Annotated in this window: 20 protein-coding genes; 11 read left to right on the top strand and 9 right to left on the bottom strand. The window is 69.9% G+C overall.

The genetic code is table 11. The features are described 5' to 3' along the window. Window positions 1-71: 71 nt before the first annotated feature. Entirely contained in the window at window positions 72-869 is a 798-nt protein-coding gene (locus AB0J04_RS31725; protein ID WP_363172040.1) for a nitrilase-related carbon-nitrogen hydrolase, read from the top strand. 36 nt (window positions 870-905) lie between these two features. Here the strand turns inward: AB0J04_RS31725 and AB0J04_RS31720 are convergent, their stop codons facing one another. Continuing rightward, on the bottom strand, window positions 906-1,274 hold the full coding sequence (locus tag AB0J04_RS31720; protein WP_363172064.1) for a MerR family transcriptional regulator: 369 nt from the start codon (window positions 1,272-1,274) through the stop codon (window positions 906-908). Window positions 1,275-1,357: 83 nt separating this feature from the next. On the opposite strand from AB0J04_RS31720, the gene AB0J04_RS31715 reads away from it, so the two are divergent. Next, window positions 1,358-2,263 carry an NAD(P)-binding domain-containing protein gene (locus AB0J04_RS31715; RefSeq protein ID WP_363172039.1) on the top strand — a complete coding sequence of 302 codons (906 nt, stop codon included), beginning with the start codon at window positions 1,358-1,360 and terminating at the stop codon, window positions 2,261-2,263. A gap of 264 nt (window positions 2,264-2,527) precedes the next feature. Here the strand turns inward: AB0J04_RS31715 and AB0J04_RS31710 are convergent, their stop codons facing one another. Next, a complete protein-coding gene (locus AB0J04_RS31710) occupies window positions 2,528-2,650 on the bottom strand; it encodes a hypothetical protein (RefSeq protein WP_363172038.1) in 123 nt (40 codons plus the stop codon). 352 nt (window positions 2,651-3,002) lie between these two features. On the opposite strand from AB0J04_RS31710, the gene AB0J04_RS31705 reads away from it, so the two are divergent. Beyond that, entirely contained in the window at window positions 3,003-4,421 is a 1,419-nt protein-coding gene (locus AB0J04_RS31705) for a gluconokinase, GntK/IdnK-type (RefSeq protein WP_363172037.1), read from the top strand. Window positions 4,422-4,641: 220 nt separating this feature from the next. Continuing rightward, on the top strand, window positions 4,642-5,886 hold the full coding sequence (gene manD, locus AB0J04_RS31700) for a D-mannonate dehydratase ManD (RefSeq protein ID WP_363172036.1): 1,245 nt from the start codon (window positions 4,642-4,644) through the stop codon (window positions 5,884-5,886). 59 nt (window positions 5,887-5,945) lie between these two features. Here manD and AB0J04_RS31695 read toward each other — a convergent pair whose 3' ends face one another. Further along, on the bottom strand, window positions 5,946-6,539 hold the full coding sequence (locus tag AB0J04_RS31695) for a DUF4291 domain-containing protein (RefSeq protein ID WP_363172063.1): 594 nt from the start codon (window positions 6,537-6,539) through the stop codon (window positions 5,946-5,948). A gap of 193 nt (window positions 6,540-6,732) precedes the next feature. Here AB0J04_RS31695 and msrA point away from each other — a divergent pair, with 193 nt between their 5' ends. Then, window positions 6,733-7,245 (top strand): peptide-methionine (S)-S-oxide reductase MsrA, encoded by a 513-nt coding sequence (msrA, locus tag AB0J04_RS31690; protein WP_363172035.1) that lies wholly within the window; start codon window positions 6,733-6,735, stop codon window positions 7,243-7,245. Between the two features lie 154 nt (window positions 7,246-7,399). Here msrA and AB0J04_RS31685 read toward each other — a convergent pair whose 3' ends face one another. Next, window positions 7,400-8,518, bottom strand: a complete 1,119-nt coding sequence (locus tag AB0J04_RS31685; protein ID WP_363172034.1) for a hypothetical protein — start codon at window positions 8,516-8,518, stop codon at window positions 7,400-7,402. A 173-nt stretch (window positions 8,519-8,691) separates the two neighbouring features. On the opposite strand from AB0J04_RS31685, the gene AB0J04_RS31680 reads away from it, so the two are divergent. Then, window positions 8,692-9,879, top strand: coding sequence for a cystathionine gamma-synthase (locus AB0J04_RS31680; RefSeq protein ID WP_363172033.1), 1,188 nt, complete (start codon window positions 8,692-8,694; stop codon window positions 9,877-9,879). Here AB0J04_RS31680 and AB0J04_RS31675 read toward each other — a convergent pair. The 3 genes from AB0J04_RS31675 to AB0J04_RS31665 form a co-directional block, all read right to left on the bottom strand. After that, a complete protein-coding gene (locus AB0J04_RS31675) occupies window positions 9,866-10,114 on the bottom strand; it encodes a hypothetical protein (RefSeq protein WP_363172032.1) in 249 nt (82 codons plus the stop codon). The two genes, AB0J04_RS31680 and AB0J04_RS31675, sit on opposite strands and share 14 nt — an antisense overlap. Beyond that, window positions 10,111-10,626, bottom strand: a complete 516-nt coding sequence (locus AB0J04_RS31670) for a sigma factor-like helix-turn-helix DNA-binding protein (protein WP_363172031.1) — start codon at window positions 10,624-10,626, stop codon at window positions 10,111-10,113. The genes AB0J04_RS31675 and AB0J04_RS31670 overlap by 4 nt, the downstream gene beginning before the upstream one ends. A 176-nt stretch (window positions 10,627-10,802) precedes the next feature. Next, window positions 10,803-11,312, bottom strand: coding sequence for a MarR family transcriptional regulator (locus AB0J04_RS31665; RefSeq protein WP_363172062.1), 510 nt, complete (start codon window positions 11,310-11,312; stop codon window positions 10,803-10,805). Between the two features lie 163 nt (window positions 11,313-11,475). Here AB0J04_RS31665 and ilvA point away from each other — a divergent pair, with 163 nt between their 5' ends. From ilvA to AB0J04_RS31650, 3 genes are all read left to right on the top strand, one after another. Then, entirely contained in the window at window positions 11,476-12,705 is a 1,230-nt protein-coding gene (ilvA, locus tag AB0J04_RS31660) for a threonine ammonia-lyase (protein WP_363172030.1), read from the top strand. Between the two features lie 221 nt (window positions 12,706-12,926). Then, window positions 12,927-13,940, top strand: a complete 1,014-nt coding sequence (locus AB0J04_RS31655; protein ID WP_363172029.1) for an ATP-binding cassette domain-containing protein — start codon at window positions 12,927-12,929, stop codon at window positions 13,938-13,940. Then, a complete protein-coding gene (locus AB0J04_RS31650) occupies window positions 13,937-14,800 on the top strand; it encodes an ABC transporter permease (protein WP_363172028.1) in 864 nt (287 codons plus the stop codon). Before AB0J04_RS31655 ends, AB0J04_RS31650 begins: the two co-directional genes overlap by 4 nt. A gap of 145 nt (window positions 14,801-14,945) precedes the next feature. Here AB0J04_RS31650 and greA read toward each other — a convergent pair whose 3' ends face one another. Together greA and AB0J04_RS31640 are read right to left on the bottom strand one after the other, a co-directional pair. After that, window positions 14,946-15,446, bottom strand: a complete 501-nt coding sequence (greA, locus tag AB0J04_RS31645; RefSeq protein WP_358800996.1) for a transcription elongation factor GreA — start codon at window positions 15,444-15,446, stop codon at window positions 14,946-14,948. 229 nt (window positions 15,447-15,675) lie between these two features. Then, window positions 15,676-16,077, bottom strand: a complete 402-nt coding sequence (locus tag AB0J04_RS31640; RefSeq protein ID WP_363172027.1) for a DUF4307 domain-containing protein — start codon at window positions 16,075-16,077, stop codon at window positions 15,676-15,678. A 125-nt stretch (window positions 16,078-16,202) separates the two neighbouring features. Between AB0J04_RS31640 and mca the strand changes: the two genes are divergently transcribed. Both mca and AB0J04_RS31630 read left to right on the top strand, forming a co-directional pair. After that, window positions 16,203-17,063 carry a mycothiol conjugate amidase Mca gene (gene mca, locus AB0J04_RS31635; RefSeq protein WP_363172061.1) on the top strand — a complete coding sequence of 287 codons (861 nt, stop codon included), beginning with the start codon at window positions 16,203-16,205 and terminating at the stop codon, window positions 17,061-17,063. After that, window positions 17,056-17,334, top strand: a complete 279-nt coding sequence (locus AB0J04_RS31630; protein ID WP_363172026.1) for a hypothetical protein — start codon at window positions 17,056-17,058, stop codon at window positions 17,332-17,334. The genes mca and AB0J04_RS31630 overlap by 8 nt, the downstream gene beginning before the upstream one ends. The last annotated feature ends 293 nt before the right edge of the window (window positions 17,335-17,627 follow it).

Genomic DNA, 17,627 nt, shown 5'->3' with positions numbered 1-17,627 from the left:
CTGCCTACGCTCGAAGGAGACCGCGCGGAAACAGTCGGAAAACATCGGAAATCATCGCGAAGGTGACAGCCATGCGTGCCTCGCTGATACAGCTGTCCGTGGACTCGTCGGAGACCGCCGAGGAGCGCCGCCACAGGGCAGCCTCGCTGGTCCGTGGCCGGACGGGCGACGATCTCGTGGTCCTGCCGGAGCTGTGGACGGCCGGCGCGTGGTCGTACGACCGCTGGGGGCCCGATGCCGAAGGGGTCGACGGGGCCACCGCCGAGGCCATGTCCGCAGCCGCCCGTCAGGCCGGGGTGTGGCTCCACGCCGGATCGATCGTCGAGCGGGACGCGGACGGGACGCTCTACAACACCGCGCTGCTCTTCGACCGGGCCGGCGACCTGCACGGGCGCTATCGCAAGATCCACCGATACGGCTTCGACACCGGCGAGGCGACCCTGATGGGCGGCGGAGACGGCATCGTCACCGTCCCCGCCGACTTCGGTGTCGTCGGCCTCGCCATCTGTTACGACCTCCGCTTCCCCGAACTCTTCAGGGGCCTGCTCGACGCGGGCGCCGAACTGATCGTGGTCCCCGCCGCATGGCCCGCGGCCCGCCTCAGCCACTGGCAGCTCCTCACGCGCACGAGGGCCCTGGAGGAACAGGTCTTCCTCCTGGCCTGTTGCGCGGCGGGTGCCCATGGAGGCATGAGGCAGGCCGGCCACAGCATGATCATCGACCCCTGGGGGACGGTCCTGGGCGCGGCCGGCACCACGGAGGAGACGGTTACGGTGGATCTCGACATGGCCGAAGTCACCCGCATCCGCACCGAACTCCCCGTACTGCGCGATCGAGTCCTCGCCATCCAGGCCCCCACCACCCGATGAGCCCTATTCCGCAAGGGCAGGAGCAGTGCCGCTGCCTCACCGAGAGCGCGGTGCCGTGCGTTCGGCGGCGTCGATGTAGTCGTGGAGTGTCTGGCGCGAGCGGGTGAGCGTGTCGATCTGTTCGCCCAGCCCCTTCAGCCGCGCTCGCAGCGTGTCCAGGAGCTCGGGGCAGGGCTCGAGGTCAGGGGCCGTGCCGGTGACGCAGGGCTGCAGAAACCCGATCTCCTCGGTGGACAGTCCGGCTTCGAGCAGCTTCCTGATCTGAGCCACGGTCAGAACCGCGTCGTCGCCGTACTCGCGGTAGCCGTTGGCGCCGCGACCGGACTCGAGCAAGCCCTGCGCCTCGTAGTACCGCAGTTGATGCGTACGGACCCCGGTCCGCCGACTCAGCTCCCCGATCAGCACGGTCACTCCCCCTTGACCTTCATACCGGTGTGAACGTCGACGATTCTGCCATGACCCCGAACCGAGCCTCGAGGGAGCACAAGATGCAGGATCACGACGACGACCGCACCCCTGTGACGGTCATCGGCCTGGGCCTGATGGGCCGGGCGCTGGCCGGAGCGTTCCTGCGTGACGGGTACCCCACGACCGTGTGGAACCGGACGGCAGCGAAAGCGGAACAACTCGTCGCCCAGGGCGCGAAGCTCGCCGACTCGCCCGGCGACGCCGTCGCGGCAAGCCCGCTCGTGGTCGTCTGTGTCACGGACTACGACGCCGTGTACGAGCTCCTCGATCCGCTGGACGAGGTCCTCGAGGGCCGGGTGCTGGTCAACCTGACCTCGGGCACGTCGGCGCAGGCCCGTGCGACCGCCGAGTGGGCGGCCCGGCGTGGCAGCGCGTATCTCGACGGCGCGATCATGGCCGCCCCTCAAGCCATCGGCACGGCGGACGCCGCCATCCTCTACAGCGGGCCGCAGCCGGTCTTCGACCTGCACGAGTCGGCCCTGTCGAGTCTCGGCGCGGGAACTACCCGCCTCGGCGGCGACCATGGCCTGTCGTCCCTGCACGAGGCGGCTGTGCTGGGCCTGATGTGGGGCATGCTGAACGGCTTCCTGCAGGGAGTCGCTCTGCTCGGCGCGGCGGGGGTGAGCGCCGCGGCCTTCGCCCCGGTCGCGAACAGTGCGATGGGAACCGTGGCCGAGTGGCTGCCCGGCTATGCGCAGCAGATCGACGACGCCGCGTACCCGGCCCTCGACTCCACCATCGACACGCACCTGGCCGCGATGGACCACCTCGTCCGCGAAAGCGAGCTGCTCGGTGTCAACGCCGAACTTCCGCGGTTCGTCAAGGCCTTGACCGACCGGGCCGTAGCCGACGGGCACGGTGCCCACGGCTACGCAGCGATGATCGAACAGTTCCGCAAGCCCTCGACGAAGCGTCCCCGACCATGACCACCACCCCATCCAACCGACGCACGCCGGTTGCCGGTTGCCGGTAGCCGATCGCGGAAAGCGGGGGCCACTACAGCAGCCGATGCATGCCGTCGCGGCGTGGCGTCGGTCGACGTTTGGCCGGACCCCCGAAGGGCTCGCCCCCGGGCGCGTGGCCGTTCGGGACGCCCGGTGTCCGTGGCACGGCGTGACCTGGCCGATGAGTTGTGAGAGGGGCAGAAGCCGGACGGCGGGGCAGGAGGATCCGGGCGGCTTCGTCGCACCTCAGAGCAGCAGCGGAAGGCCCACGAGTGCCGCGCCGCTCGCGCCGAGTGCGGCCATGAGCGATCCGGGCCAGCTGCCCGACTGGGCGTAGGTCAGCAGCCCTGCCAGCAGTCCTGCCACCACCGCGGCTAAGAGAATGAGAGCCCAGCGCAAGGACAGCCGCTCCGGCGGTGGTGGCGGTGGCAGTGGTGGTGGTGGCGTGGGCGAGGTCGGTTCGGGCATACGGCACTCCTGCAGCTGCGTCAGGAACCTCTCGAATGAGTGACCACCGTAGCCAGATGAGCGGTATCAGAGAAGGCTTCTGATGTGTCATCGCTGCGCGAAGGGGCACAAGAGGGCGATCGTGGCCAGACGCGCGCTCCGGCGTGCGCCCGTAGGGCTCTCTGCGCTTCTTCACGCGTTGACCGGACGGCTGACCAGAACAGCGTTGTGACCTAGCATTCCCGCCATGACTGGTCCTGAATTAGACCCCCGCGTGGATTCCGAGGACGCCTTACGGGGTTCCACCGCCAAGGTGGTGGAACTACTGGGCTGCCAGATCGTGGAAGGCGGCAAGCCGCGCGATCAGCACCTGACCGTGGACGCCGTCATGCACGAGTTCGGGATCACCCGGCCCATGGCGCGCGAGGCACTGCAGACGCTGCATCAGAAGGGCCTGATCAATCTGCAGCCGCGGATCGGAGCCACCGTTCAGGCGCTGGAACGGTGGGACCTGCTGGACCCCGACGTGATCGCGTGGCGTCTGGAGGTGGCCCCCGACAGCCAGATGCGGTCGCTCACCGAGCTGCGGGAGGTGATCGAGCCCCGGGCGGCCAGGCTCGCGGCGCTGAGCAGGTCCGCGGAGGTCTGCCACGACCTGACCAGCCAAGCCCGCACCTTGCTCGCCCTCAGCGAGGAACCGGACTTTGCACAGCCGCGGGAAGGAGCCGCGATCCGGCAGCGCTTCCGGGACGTCGACGCCGCTTTCCACCGCACCCTGTTGGCCGGCTCGCGCAACGAGCTGTTCCTGCGTCTGTCCCACCCGGTCGTCATGGCGTTGAACCACCGGATCGACCGGGACTGGGCGGGCGGTCACCAGGATGTGACGGTCACGTCGGCGCGCGCCGCTGTCGGCGCCGACACCGTGCAGAGCTATCCCACCCGGCCGGAGCCGATCGCCATGTGGCTGCACATGGGGCTGGCCTACGCCGTCGACCAGGGACTGGCGACGGCCTCGGAGGCCTTCGCGGAGGCCATCCTCGCCGAGATCAGGGGCGGGCGACTGCAGGATCCCGCGGTGCTCGACCATCTTCGGGCGGGGCTGGACGAGTTCAATGCGAACGGCCTGCCGACCGCCCATCGAGACGGTTTCCGGGACGCCATGGCCGCGTTGGTCCGTGCTCGGCGCGCTCCCGTCGTCGTTATGGGGGTGACCGGGTGCGGCAAGACCACCGTGGGCCAGTACTTGGCGGAGTCGCTCAGAGCGCCCTTCGAGGAGGGGGACCGCTTCCACAGCAGGCGCAACCGGGAGTCGATGGAGCGCGGAGAGCGTCTCGACGACCGGAGCCGCAGTCCGTGGCTGGCCGCCCTCGCGGGCCGCATGCGGGCGGCGGGCTCGGAGGAGGGGCTGGTGATCACCTGCTCGGCCCTCAGACGTATCTACCGCGAGATGCTGCGTGTGGCCCGCCCTGACGCGTTCTTCGTGTACCTGGAACTCGGCCAGGACGAGGCCACCGCCCGCGTGGCCGGCAGACGGTCGCACTACATGCCGGCCTCCCTGGTGCCCTCACAGTTCGAGGACCTCGAACCATTGCAGGACGACGAGGTCGGCATGACGGTCGACGCGACCCTGCCCGTCGAACGCATCGTCGCCGAGGTCCAGACCGAGCTGGCCCGGCGCGCGCGGGGGCGCTGAACAGCTCCGCCCGAACACGGACCGCGTCCGAGTCGGGCGGCCCGTGCCTGAGTCCCGCCGGCCGCGTACGGACCGAGCCCCGGCCACGGGCTCACCGCACCCTGACGCCGCACGGCTCCATGGCCGAAGACCCGCCTGATCGACCCGCCTGATCGACCCGCCTGATCGACCCGCCTGATCGACCCGCCCGATCGACCCGACCGAAGAGAGGGACCTCGTCATGCGGATTGAGTCTGCCGAGGTGATCGTCACCAGCCCGGGACGGAACTTCGTCACCCTGCGCCTCACCACCGAGGACGGCGTCACCGGCCTCGGCGACGCCACGCTGAACGGCCGGGAACTGGCCGTGCAGTCGTATCTGGACGACCATCTCGTCCCGCTGATCCTCGGCGGCGACGCCTCGCGCATCGAGGACACCTGGCAGTACCTCTACCGGGGCGCCTACTGGCGGCGCGGCCCCGTGACCATGGCGGCCGTCGCGGCGGTCGACACAGCGCTGTGGGACATCAAGGCCAAGAGCGCCGGGATGCCCCTCTACCAGCTCCTCGGCGGTGCGTCCCGCAGCGGAGCCATGGCCTACGGGCACGCCTCGGGCCGCGATGTGCCCGAACTGCTCGACTCCGTCCGTAAGCATCTTGAGCTGGGCTACCGAGCCATCCGCGTTCAGAGCGGCATCCCCGGCCTGGACTCGGTGTACGGGGTGGCTGCCTCCGGCGCGGAGGGCGCAGAGCGCTACGACTACGAGCCCGCGCGCCGCGCCACCGTCGGCGGGCGGCTCCGCCCGACGGTGGAGACCTGGGACACTCGCGCGTACCTGCGGCACATGCCGTCCGTCTTCGAGGCCGTCCGGGCGGAGTTCGGTCCCGAACTGCCGTTGCTGCACGACGGGCACCACCGGATGACGCCGATCCAGGCCGCTCAGCTGGGCAAGGCACTGGAACCGTACGACCTGTTCTGGCTGGAGGATGCCACGCCTGCGGAGGATCAGGCGGCCCTGCGCCTGATCCGGCAGCACACGACGACACCGTTGGCGATCGGTGAGGTCTTCAACTCGGTGTACGACTACACCACGTTGCTGAGCGAGCGGCTGATCGACTACGTGCGATCCGCCGTCACCCACACCGGTGGTGTCACCGCCATGAAGAAGCTGCTCGATCTCGCAGACGTCTACGGCGTCAAGTCGGGGATGCACGGCCCGACCGACATCTCCCCGGTGGGCATGGCCGCGGCGCTCCACCTGGACCTGGCCATCCACAACTTCGGCATCCAGGAGTACATGCAGCACTCCGAGCGGACGCTGGAGGTCTTCCGCACCTCGTTCCGGTTCGAGGACGGGCTGCTGCATCCGTCCGACACCCCGGGACTGGGAGTCGAACTCGACACCGAGGCGGCGCGCCGCTTCCCGTACGAGCCGGCGTACTTGCCGGTCAACAGGCTGAGGGACGGGACCATGCACGACTGGTGAGCCGACGCCTGTCCCGACCTGGCGCGGCGTTCACTCAGGCTGTCGGATCGAGCAGCCCGTCATCCGCGCAGGTGGGCAGGAAGCTCGTATCCCACGGGGTAGGGGCGTTCCTGGGGCAGCAGTCGGGCGGCGGAGTCCAGGTCGCCGGTGCCGACGAGGGCGTGGATCTCGTGGGCGAGCGGGGTCACGTCGCGGATGGAGACCGTCCACTCGTCCGCGTAACGCCGTACAGCCTCGCCGGAGAGGCCGAGTTGCAGGGAGCGGTACGGCAGGGGCTGTAGGCGAAGATCTCGCTCGGGGTCCCACTGCACGCGGGTGGGCGCGTACTTCAACTGGCGCTGCCAGGTGGCTCGGTCGGGGTGCACCCCGCGGACGTAACTCGACAGACACGCGTGGTCCAGCGCCCACTCGAAGCCGACCCGGCCGATCTCGACAGCGAGGACGGTCTCCTGCCCCGGCTTCGTGCCCCAGCCGCAGCGGTACATCATCCACAGGAAGCTGGGCTTGATCCAAGTCATCCGGTCCCGCTTCCACGCGTCGGGGAAGCGGCCCTCGCGGGCGGCGGGGCGGCCGATCTGAGGGGTGTACGCCTGGTAGACGGTGATCGTGGATTCGGCGTAGAGCGCACGGATCCCGCGTTGCGGTTCTTCCATGGCGTACAGCGTGGGGTCGGCCGGTTCGAGGAGCCACTGATTTTCGACGCGTTCGGCGGCCGTCCGCAGGGTGCGTGGGCGGGTACGGAATCGCTCGGCGGCCTCGTGTGTTGAGGTCAGTGGGCCTGGGATGCCGGTGGTGTGCGAGCCGAGCAGCCCGGTTAGCGAGCCGACAGACATTGGAGGGGCCGTAATGGCGGCGCAGACGCAGAGGGCCGTGCTGGCTGGTGGATGCTTCTGGGGGATGGAGGAGCTGATCCGCCGACTCCCGGGCGTGACGGCGACCCGGGTCGGATACACGGGGGGTGACGTGCCGAACGCGACGTACCGTAACCACGGCACGCACGCGGAGGCCATCGAGATCCTTTTCGATCCGGCGAAGACCGACTTCCGCCCGCTCCTGGAGTTCTTCTTCCAGATCCACGACCCGAGCACCAAGAACCGCCAGGGCAACGACATCGGCCTCAGCTACCGCTCGGCGATCTACTACGTGGACGACGAGCAGAAGCGGATCGCCGAGGACACGATCGCCGACGTGGACGCCTCCGGACTGTGGCCCGGCAAGGTCGTCACCGAGGTGGAGCCGGTCGGCCCGTTCTGGGAGGCCGAGCCCGAGCACCAGGACTACCTTCAGCGCTACCCCGACGGCTACACCTGCCACTTCCCGCGCCCGGGATGGCGGCTGCCCGTCCGCGCGGAGGGCTGACCTGCCCGGCGACGGAGTGTGTGTCCCCGGCGACGGAGTGTGTGTCCCCGGAATCGGAGTGTGTGTCTGGGGGGAGTAGGAGGGCGGGGGCCGGCAGCGCTTGCGCTTCGTCGGCCCGCGTCGGCCCCCCACCAGCCTCCGTCCCGGCTCCGTCTCAGTGCGGCAGCGTCGCCGGGCTGCCGCCGTTCGCCTCGTAGCCCGCCACCGCCAACGCGCGGTAGACCGCGAACTCGCCCGCCGGGTCGGGGGAGAGCGTCCAGGGAAGGGCGCCGACGTGGCCGTCCACGTGTATGAGCTGGTTCATCGCCTCCGACCAGCGCTCGGCGCGCACCAGGAAGAAGATCAGCAGGTGCCGGACGTGCGCCAGCATCTGGTCGTCGGGCCGGGCCGAGTGCACCGCGAACAGCGCGCCGTGCATCGCCTTCGTCACGACCTCGCTCTGGTAGAAGCCGGCGACCAGGTTCACCTCGGGCAGGTGCTCGAAGACCGCGAACAGCGGCATGGCCGCGAGCAGGGAGCCCTGAGGGGCTCTGGCCGCTGCCGCCTCCGCGAACGCGTTCGCCAGCTCCCGCGAACCGTGCCACTTCTCGCACCAGTAGTGCAGGGCCGCCAGATGCGCCCCCATGTGCGCCGGCGCGCGGTCCAGGATCTTCAGCCAGAGCTGCTCGAACTCGGCCTGCGAGTAGTTCAGGCCACGGGCCACGGACAGCTCGACGATGTACGGGATCGGGTCGCCGGGGGAGAGCAGCGCCGCCTGACCGCAGGCGTCCTTCGCCTCCTCCATGATGATCCGGAAGTCGTCCGTGCCCCGCGTCGACGTCCGCCACGCCTGCTGCACCAGGAACTCGGCGTGCACCGCCGCGCCGCCCGCGTCCTTCGGCGCCTCGGTCCGCCACACCCGCAGCCACTGCCCGCCCGGCGTCTCGCCGACCCCGCCCGGCCGCCGTTGCAGCTCCAGCGCCGCCGCGCCCGCGAAGGCCTGCACGCGCTGCCAGCGCAGCTCGCCCTGCGTGCCGGTGCCGACGAGCAGCTGCTGCGCGGCCCGGTAGTCCTGCGTGTGCTGCACCACGTCCAGCACGTCCAGCAGGTCCTGGTCGGGGCCGGGCATGCGGATGTCCAGCTCCTCCGTGCGCACGAATCCGTAGGTCGCCGGGTTCGCGGCGTCCGGGTGATCCTCCGATACCAGCCCGATCGGGCCGCGCCTGCGCCGCACGAACGACAGCACCACGAAGCTGATCATGATCAGCGCCATCAGGACCCAGAGAATCTCCATGCCACAAGCGAACCAGACCGCGCCGACAATTGGCGAACCCACCCCCGGACCTGTGGACAACCGTCCGCCTGCAGCTGTGGAAAACCTTGCGTCCGCGGCCGCGGAAAGCGCCCGCCCCGCGCCCGCCCCGCCCGCCCCGCGCCCGGGCCGTGAGCGGACTACGCTCGGTGCCCATGAGCGACAGGCACATCAGTCAGCATTTCGAGACCCTCGCGATCCACGCGGGCAACACCGCCGATCCCCTCACCGGCGCGGTCGTCCCGCCGATCTACCAGGTCTCGACCTACAAGCAGGACGGCGTCGGCGGCCTGCGCGGCGGTTACGAGTACAGCCGCAGCGCCAACCCGACCAGGACCGCCCTGGAGGAGAACCTCGCCGCCCTCGAAGGCGGCAGCCGAGGCCTCGCGTTCGCTTCCGGACTGGCGGCCGAGGACTGCCTGTTGCGTACGCTGCTCAGCCCCGGCGACCACGTGGTCATCCCCAACGACGCGTACGGCGGCACCTTCCGGCTCTTCGCCAAGGTCGTCGCCCGGTGGGGGGTCGAGTGGTCGGTCGCCGACACCGGCGATCCGTCCGCCGTACGGGCCGCCGTCACCCCGCAGACCAAGGTCGTATGGGTGGAGACCCCCTCCAACCCGCTGCTCGGCATCACCGACATCGCCGCCGTCGCCCAGGTCGCCCGTGACGCGGGCGCCCGACTCGTCGTCGACAACACCTTCGCCACGCCGTATCTCCAGCAGCCGCTGGCGCTCGGCGCGGACGTCGTCGTGCACTCCCTGACCAAGTACATGGGCGGCCACTCGGACGTCGTCGGCGGCGCGCTGATCACCGGCGACGCGGAGCTGGGCGAGGAGTTGGCGTTCCACCAGAACGCGATGGGCGCGGTCGCCGGGCCCTTCGACTCCTGGCTGGTGCTGCGCGGCACGAAGACGCTGTCGGTGCGCATGGACCGGCACAGCGAGAACGCGACCAAGGTCGCCGACATGCTGACCCGTCACGCGCGCGTGACGAGCGTGCTGTACCCGGGCCTGCCGGAGCACCCCGGTCACGAGGTCGCCGCCAAGCAGATGCGGGCGTTCGGCGGCATGATCTCCTTCCGGGTCACCGGCGGCGAGGAGGCCGCCGTCGAGGTCTGCAACCGCGCCAAGGTGTTCACCCTGGGCGAGTCCCTGGGCGGCGTCGAGTCCCTCATCGAGCACCCGGGGCGCATGACGCACGCGTCCGTGGCCGGTTCCGCCCTCGAGGTGCCCGCCGATCTCGTCCGTCTCTCCGTGGGCATCGAGAACGTCGACGATCTCCTCGAAGACCTGCAGCAGGCCCTCGGCCAGACAGCCCCCAGGGCGGTTGTCACCAGTCGGTGAGCGGTGGAGTCGTCTCCGACGGCGGCTCCACCCAGGGCTGGGCGATCACCGCCCAGACCACGAACGCCACGGTCGCCGCGAGCAGCAGCAGCCACAGCAGCCGCCGGGCGATCGTCCGGCGGCGCAGCATGCGGCTGCCCCGGCGTACGACGTCCGCGTGGAGCTCCCTCGGCACGTGCGGTGGCGTCCGCTCCATGATCTGCCGGACGGCGGCATCCCGCTCGGCGCGGTTCACGACGCCGCCGCCTTCGCCCGCCGCACCGCGGGCGCCGGTCCGCGCGGGGGGTGCAGAAGCGTCGCCGTCGCGCGGTCGCAGACCGTGCGGACCCGGTCCTTCGGGATGCCCAGCAGGGCCGCCACCTGCTCCTCGGCGACGCCCTCGTACAGCCTCAGGACCAGGACGAGGCGCTCCTGGGGAGTGAGCCGGGCCAGCGCGCCGACGGCGGCGGGGCGCCGGAGGATGCGGCCCAGGGGCAGCGCGCCGTACCGATGCCAGGCGCCGTGCAGGAAACGGGTGGCCAGGTGTTCGCGGGCCCGGTTGTACGGGTCCTCGCCGTGCAGCCGGTCCCAGCACGCGTACGTGTGCGCGAGGGCGAAGGTCAGCAGGCGACGCGCGCGCGGGTTGTCGTCCGGGGCCTCGGCGGTGAGCAGTGTGGCGGCGTGCAGCAGCCGTCCGCCCGCTCCGGCGACGAACGCCTCGAACTCCCGGGCCCGGCGGGCTTCCTGGGCCGCACGTGTCTCTCGCACACCGAGCCTCCCGCCCGACGGCTTCCCCCTGAGCCCCTGGATCCCGGAACCGCTGGACCCCTGGCCCCTGGACGGCCATGTCCTTCGGTCTCATATGAGGCCAGGGGCAGGCTTTCGGTCAAGAGCCGCGCACTCCTCGCTCGACAGTCGGCAGTCGCGCGCATCGCGCCGCTCGCTCAGGAGGCGGACGGCGACGGCTCCGCGCCCGGCAGCCCCTGGGCGGCCATCCGGGAGGACAGCGCGGTGTTGAAGCGCGTGAGGAGCGTGCAGAACGCCTCGCGCTCCGCCGGTGCCCAGTCCTCCGTGAGCTCGGCCATCAACTGACGCCGGGAGGACCGCACTTCCTCCAGACGCGACTGCCCGCGCGGGGACAGCTGGAGCACCACGGCCCGTCCGTCCTCGGGGTGCGAGGTCCGCTTGACCAGGCCGGTGTCGACGAGCGGGGCCACCTGCCGGGTGACCGTGGACGAGTCGATGCCCATGCTCGCGGCGAGCGCCTTGACGCCCATCGGGCCTTCCCTGTCGAGGCGGTTGAGCAGCAGGTACGCGGCGCGGTCCATGGAGTTGCGCACCTGCCCGACACCGCCGAGCCGGGTCTGTTCGGCACGGCGGGCGAACACCGCGACCTCGTGCTGCAGCGTGTCGAGAAGACCGGTGTCACCGACGGTCGTCATGTCCATCGACATTTCAGGTGTTGTGGGCATGGCCGGGGGCTCACTTCATGAAGGGGCTGCTGGAATGGGGGACAGAGTACGCGGCCGGAAGGCGGGTCGTACCGGCGCTGCGGAAACCGGTCTCGGAGGTTGGTCACAGCGGCCGTTCCCGCCTGTGAACTGCGATGCTGGTGTCATGAGCTACCGCACGGCTGACTCCTTGCGTGCCGTCACCCTCGACGATGTGCGTGGCGCCCAGAAGATGCTTTCGGGCGTGGCGCGGATGACCGCCATGGAGGGCAGCAGGCATCTCTCCCAGCTGGTGGGGGCTCCCGTGCACTTCAAGTGCGAGAACCTCCAGCGGACGGGATCGTTCAAGCTGCGCGGCGCGTACGTCCGGATCGCCGGGCTGCTGCCGGAGGAGCGGGCAGCCGGGGTCGTCGCGGCGAGCGCGGGCAACCACGCGCAGGGCGTCGCGCTGGCGTCGTCGCTGCTGGGCGTGCGTTCCACGGTGTTCATGCCACAGGGCGCGCCGCTTCCCAAGATCAGCGCCACCCGCGAGTACGGCGCCGAGGTGCGCCTGCACGGTCAGGTGGTCGACGAGACGCTGGCCGCCGCGCAGGAGTACGCCGACGCGACGGGGGCGGTGTTCATCCACCCCTTCGACCACCCCGACGTCATCGCGGGGCAGGGCACGGTCGGCCTGGAGATCCTGGAGCAGTGTCCGGAGGTGCGCACGATCGTCGTCGGGATCGGCGGCGGCGGTCTGGCGGCGGGCATCGGCGTCGCGGTGAAGGCGCTGCGGCCGGACGTGCGGATCGTCGGCGTGCAGGCGGCGGGGGCCGCGGCGTATCCGCCCTCGTTGGCGGCCGGCCGGCCGGTGTCGATCCGCAACCCGGCGACGATGGCCGACGGCATCAAGGTCGGCCGGCCCGGCGACGTCCCGTTCGCCCTCGTCGGCGATCTGGTGGACGAGGTGCGCACGGTGACGGAGGACGAGTTGTCCACCGCGCTGCTGCTGTGCCTGGAGCGGGCCAAGCTGGTCGTCGAGCCGGCCGGGGCGAGCCCGGTGGCCGCGCTGCTGAGCCGGCCCGAATCCTTCGCCGGCCCGGTCGTCGCGGTGCTGTCCGGCGGCAACGTCGATCCGGTGCTGATGGAGCGGGTGCTGCGGCACGGCATGGCGGCGCAGGGCCGCTACCTGGCCGTTCGGCTGCGGCTGACGGACCGGCCGGGCGCCCTCGCCACGCTGCTCGGGGTGTTGTCAGTGGCCGACGCTAACGTTCTGGACGTGGGCCATGTGCGGACCGATCCCCGGCTCGGGCTGACCGAGGCGGAGGTCGAGCTGCACTTGGAGACGAAGGGGCCGGTGCACTGCGCCGAGGTCGGCCGGGCCCTGCGCGAGTCCGGCTACATCGTCATCGACTGAGCGTTCCCGACGCCCTCGGTCCAGGGCATTGGTTCCGGTCATCGGTGCAGGTCAGAGCCCTCTTCGTCACTCATTCGAGTAAGTCTGTTGTGAGACGCGATACATCGCGTTATGGTGTGTCGCATGCCGCTCATTCCCTGCCCGGTCGTGCGGAGCGACGGGCGGAACGAAAAGTACAAACCTAGCCTTTCCGAAGAATCCCCAACGACGTGGAGACTGATATGCCGGGCGCCATCTACGCCGAAGGCCTGGTCAAGACCTTCGGTGACGTAAAGGCTCTGGACGGCGTCGACCTCGACGTCCCGGAGGGCACCGTCCTCGGCCTGCTCGGGCCGAACGGCGCGGGCAAGACCACCACGGTCCGCTGCCTGACCACCCTCCTGCGCCCCGACCGGGGCCGGGCCGTCGTCGCCGGCCTCGACGTGCTCAAACACCCCAACGAGGTACGCCGCTCGATCGGCCTGTCCGGTCAGTTCGCCGCGGTCGACGAATACCTCACCGGCCGCGAGAACCTCCAGATGGTCGGTCAGCTCTACCAGATGAAATCCGGCGCGGCCAAGGTCCGGGCCGCCGAACTGCTCGAGCAGTTCGACCTCGCGGACGCCGCCGACCGCACCGCCAAGACCTACTCCGGTGGCATGCGCCGCCGCCTCGACCTGGCCGCGGCGCTGGTGGTCTCACCGCCCGTGATGTTCATGGACGAGCCGACGACCGGCCTCGACCCACGCAACCGCCAACTCCTGTGGGAGGTGATCAAGCGTCTGGTCTCCGGCGGCACGACGCTGCTGCTGACCACCCAGTACCTCGAAGAGGCCGACCACCTCGCGCACGACATCGCGGTCGTCGACCACGGCCGTGTCATCGCCCGCGGCACCTCCGACCAGCTCAAGGCCCGCACCGGCGGAGAGCGCGTGGAGGTCGTGGTGCACGATCGCGAACACATCGGCACGGCCGCGGAGATACTGGCCGGCTTCGGCAAGGGCGAGACCGCCATCGAGCAGCACACCCGCAAGCTCACCGTGCCCGTCGCGGGCGGCGCCAAGCTCCTCGCCGAGGTCATCCGCGAGCTCGACACCCGCGGCATAGAGATAGACGACATAGGCCTGCGCCGCCCCACCCTCGACGATGTCTTCCTGTCCCTGACGGGACACGTGGCCGAAGCGAAGGCCGAAGGCGACGAACACGGCGAACGCGACGAACCCACCGGACAGAGCGAGAGGAAGACCGTCAAATGAGTGCCGTCACCGACGCCGTACGCGGCGCGGCACCCGCGCCAGCCCACCCGCTCGGACAGTCCGTCCGCGATTCACTGGTCGTTGCAAAGCGCAACCTGATCCGGATGTCCCGCATCCCGGAAATGGTCATCTTCGGGCTCATCCAGCCGATCATGTTCGTGGTGCTCTTCACCTACGTGTTCGGCGGCTCGATGCAGATCGGCGGCAGCACGAGCGCCACCGACTACAAGAACTTCCTGATGGCGGGCATCTTCGCGCAGACCGTCACCTTCGCCACCGCAGGCGCCGGCGCGGGCATCGCCGACGACATGCACAAGGGCCTCATAGATCGCTTCCGCTCCCTGCCCATGGCGCGCGGCGCGGTACTCACCGGGCGCACCCTCGCCGATCTCGTGCAGACGGCGCTCACGCTGCTCGTCCTGGCGGTCGTCGCCCTCCTCGTCGGCTGGCGGGTCGGGTCCAACGGCGACACCAACATCGGCCGGGTGCTGGCCGCCTTCGGCCTGCTGCTCCTGCTCGGGTACGCGTTCACCTGGATCGGCGCGCTGATCGGCCTCACCGTCCGCACACCCGAGGCGGCCACCTCCGGCGGGCTGATCTGGCTCTTCCCGGTGACCTTCATATCCAACGCGTTCGTGGACACCGGCAACATGACGCCCTGGCTGCGTCATGTGGCCGAGTGGAACCCCTTCAGCGCCACCGTCCAGGCCTGCCGGGTGCTGTTCGCCAACCCCGGCCAGTCGGCCTCCGACGCCTGGCCCATGCAGCACCCGGTCTGGGCCTCGCTGATCTACTCGGTTCTGATCGTCCTGATCTTCCGGACGCTCGCGGTCCGCAAGTACCGCTCGGCCACCGCGTGACGACGCCATGAAGGCACTGCTTGACGAAGCCGCTCATGACGGAGGCGTCGCATGACGAAGCCCCCGGCAGCACGGGTGCCGGGGGCTCGTCAGGAGGGTCCGGGAACAGGAACGTCCGGGAGAGAGGGCTCAGCCGCGGTGAGGGTCAGCCGCTGTAGGGCTCGGCCTTGAGAATGCGCACGGAGGCCTTCTTGCCGTTCGGCAGCTCGTACTGCGCGTCCTCGCCGACCTTGTGACCGATCACGCCGGTGCCCAGGGGCGACTGCGGCGAGTAGGTCTCGATGTCGGAGCTCGCGTACTCGCGAGAGGCGAGCAGGAACGTCGTCGTGTCGTCCTCGTCACCGTCGAACGCGATCGTCACGACCATGCCGGGCGCCACGGCGCCGTCCGTGGAAGCCGGGGCCTCGCCGACCTTGGCGTTGTCGAGAAGCTGGGTGAGCTGGCGCACGCGAAGCTCCTGCTTGCCCTGCTCCTCCTTGGCCGCGTGGTACCCACCGTTCTCACGCAGGTCCCCCTCCTCGCGCGCGGCCGCGATCTTGGCGGCGATCTCCGTGCGCGCAGGACCAGTAAGGTACTCAAGCTCGACCTTGAGCTTGTTGTACGCCTCCTGGGTCAGCCAGGTGACGGACTCGCTGGTCTGGGTCACAGGTGCTCCTCGTCGGTACTGGGAATACAAAGCATCGCCCTACCCAGAAGCATGTTCCTCAGGGGATGGGCGAAACCACGAGCCTAACAATTCAGCGGGCGAAGGGGGAGGACATAAGCCATCAGAAATACGTCAACGCAGGTCAGCGTGTACGTATTGCGGAGGATGCTCCCCCGCCCGGCCCTTGTCCGGCCCTCGCCTGTCCGGCCCTCGCCTGGGCGGCCCGGCGTCAGCCGGCGTGACAGCCGAGCAGCTCAGCCGTCGTGCCCTTCGTCGTCGTACGCAGCGTGACCACCCGGTCGATGCGCGTGTCCGAACCGGAGAAGCGGAAGTCCGCCCGGCCCACCTCGGTGCCGTCGGCGGCCTGGGAGCGGATCGTGCAGTAGCCGTTCGCGCCCGAGTCCTTGCGGACCTCCAGGTGGACCTGAACCGCGTCGTCCGAGGCCACGTCGAAAGTGATCACCTCGGCGCTGATCTTGTTCTGGCCGACGTAGTGGTAGGCGAAGTAGCCGACCACCGCGAGCAGCAGCGCGCCGAGCACGGCGCCGGCGATCCTGAGCTTGTGGTCGGCGCGCTCGTCCGAGGAACGGCCGTAGCGGCCCTCGGGCAGTCGCGTGCTCGCCGTACTCATGATCGTCCTCCCGGCGCGGAATTAATCGCCCTCCGATTCGGTCACTATAGAAGCCTGCGACCGCGCCGGTTCACACCGGGCGCCGACTTACCGAGGATTGAGTCTTGACTGACCAGCTGCGACTGATGGCCGTCCATGCGCACCCCGACGACGAGTCGAGCAAGGGCGCGGCCACCATGGCCATGTACGTGTCCGAGGGGGTGGACGTGCTGGTGGTGACCTGCACGGGCGGCGAGCGCGGCTCCATCCTCAACCCCAAGCTGCAAGGCGACAAGTACATCGAGGAGCACATCCACGAGGTACGCAAGAAGGAGATGGACGAGGCTCGGGAGATCCTCGGCGTCAAGCAGGAGTGGCTCGGCTTCGTCGACTCGGGGCTGCCGGAGGGCGACCCGCTGCCGCCGCTGCCCGAGGGCTGCTTCGCTCTGGAGGACGTCGACGAGGCGGCCGGCGAGCTGGTGAAGCAGATCCGCTCGTTCCGCCCCCAGGTGATCACCACCTACGACGAGAACGGCGGCTACCCGCACCCCGACCACATCATGACCTACAAGATCTCGGTGGTGGCCTTCGAGGGCGCGGACGACGCCGAGAAGTATCCCGAGGCCGAGTTCGGCCCGGTGTACCGGCCGCTGAAGCTCTACTACAACCAGGGCTTCAACCGTCCCCGCACCCTGGCGCTGCACAACGCGATGATCGAGCGCGGCCTGGAGTCGCCGTACGCGGAGTGGCTCAAGCGCTGGGACGAGTTCGGGCAGCCGGAGCGCACGCTGACCACGCACATCCCGTGCGCCGACTTCTACGAGATCCGTGACAAGGCGTTGATCGCCCACGCCACGCAGATCGACCCCGACGGCGGCTGGTTCCGCGTTCCGATGGAGATCCAGCGGGAGGTCTGGCCGACGGAGGAGTACGAGCTCGCGAAGTCCCGCGTCGATACCTCCCTCCCCGAGGACGACCTCTTTGCGGGCATCCGCGACAATGCCTGACATGAGCGCAAGCGTGAGCCTGGCAATGACGCATCTCGTCCCCCTCGCCAAGGAGGTCGACGAGAACAAGGTCACCCCCGGCGTCCTCGGCTTCATCGTCTTCGCGGCGATGGCGGTGGCGGTGTGGGCCCTGATGAAGTCCATGAACAAGCACATGGGCAAGGTCGACTTCAACGAGCCGACGGGCCCCGACGAAGCCTCCGGCAAGGGCGCGCCGACGAACACGCCGCCGGCCGCGCCGACCACCGGGAAGCCGTCGTCGGCGACCTGAGGCGACGACAAGGCCGGGGGGCGGGGCGAATCGCCCCGCCCCCCGACCTTGTCGGCTACCGGGGTTCATTCGCAGTGCATCGGGCTTCAGCCCGGTGGTGAAGCGAATCTGATGGTGGCGACGCGGAGCGTCGCCGCGTCTTGTCCGGCGGCGCCGGACACGGCGTGTTCACCACCCGCGGCGCGGAGCGTCGTGATTGCTGGTCCCGGCGGAGCTGGGCTGTGCTCACACCGGCCGGTTCTGCTGCTCGATGTACTGCCTGACCACGGTGAGCGGGGCGCCGCCGACGGTTC

Origin of the sequence: Streptomyces sp. NPDC050263, from assembly GCF_040655955.1 — a bacterium.
In the GTDB taxonomy this organism is placed as follows: domain Bacteria; phylum Actinomycetota; class Actinomycetes; order Streptomycetales; family Streptomycetaceae; genus Streptomyces.
This window is presented reverse-complemented; position numbering and strand designations above follow the sequence as displayed.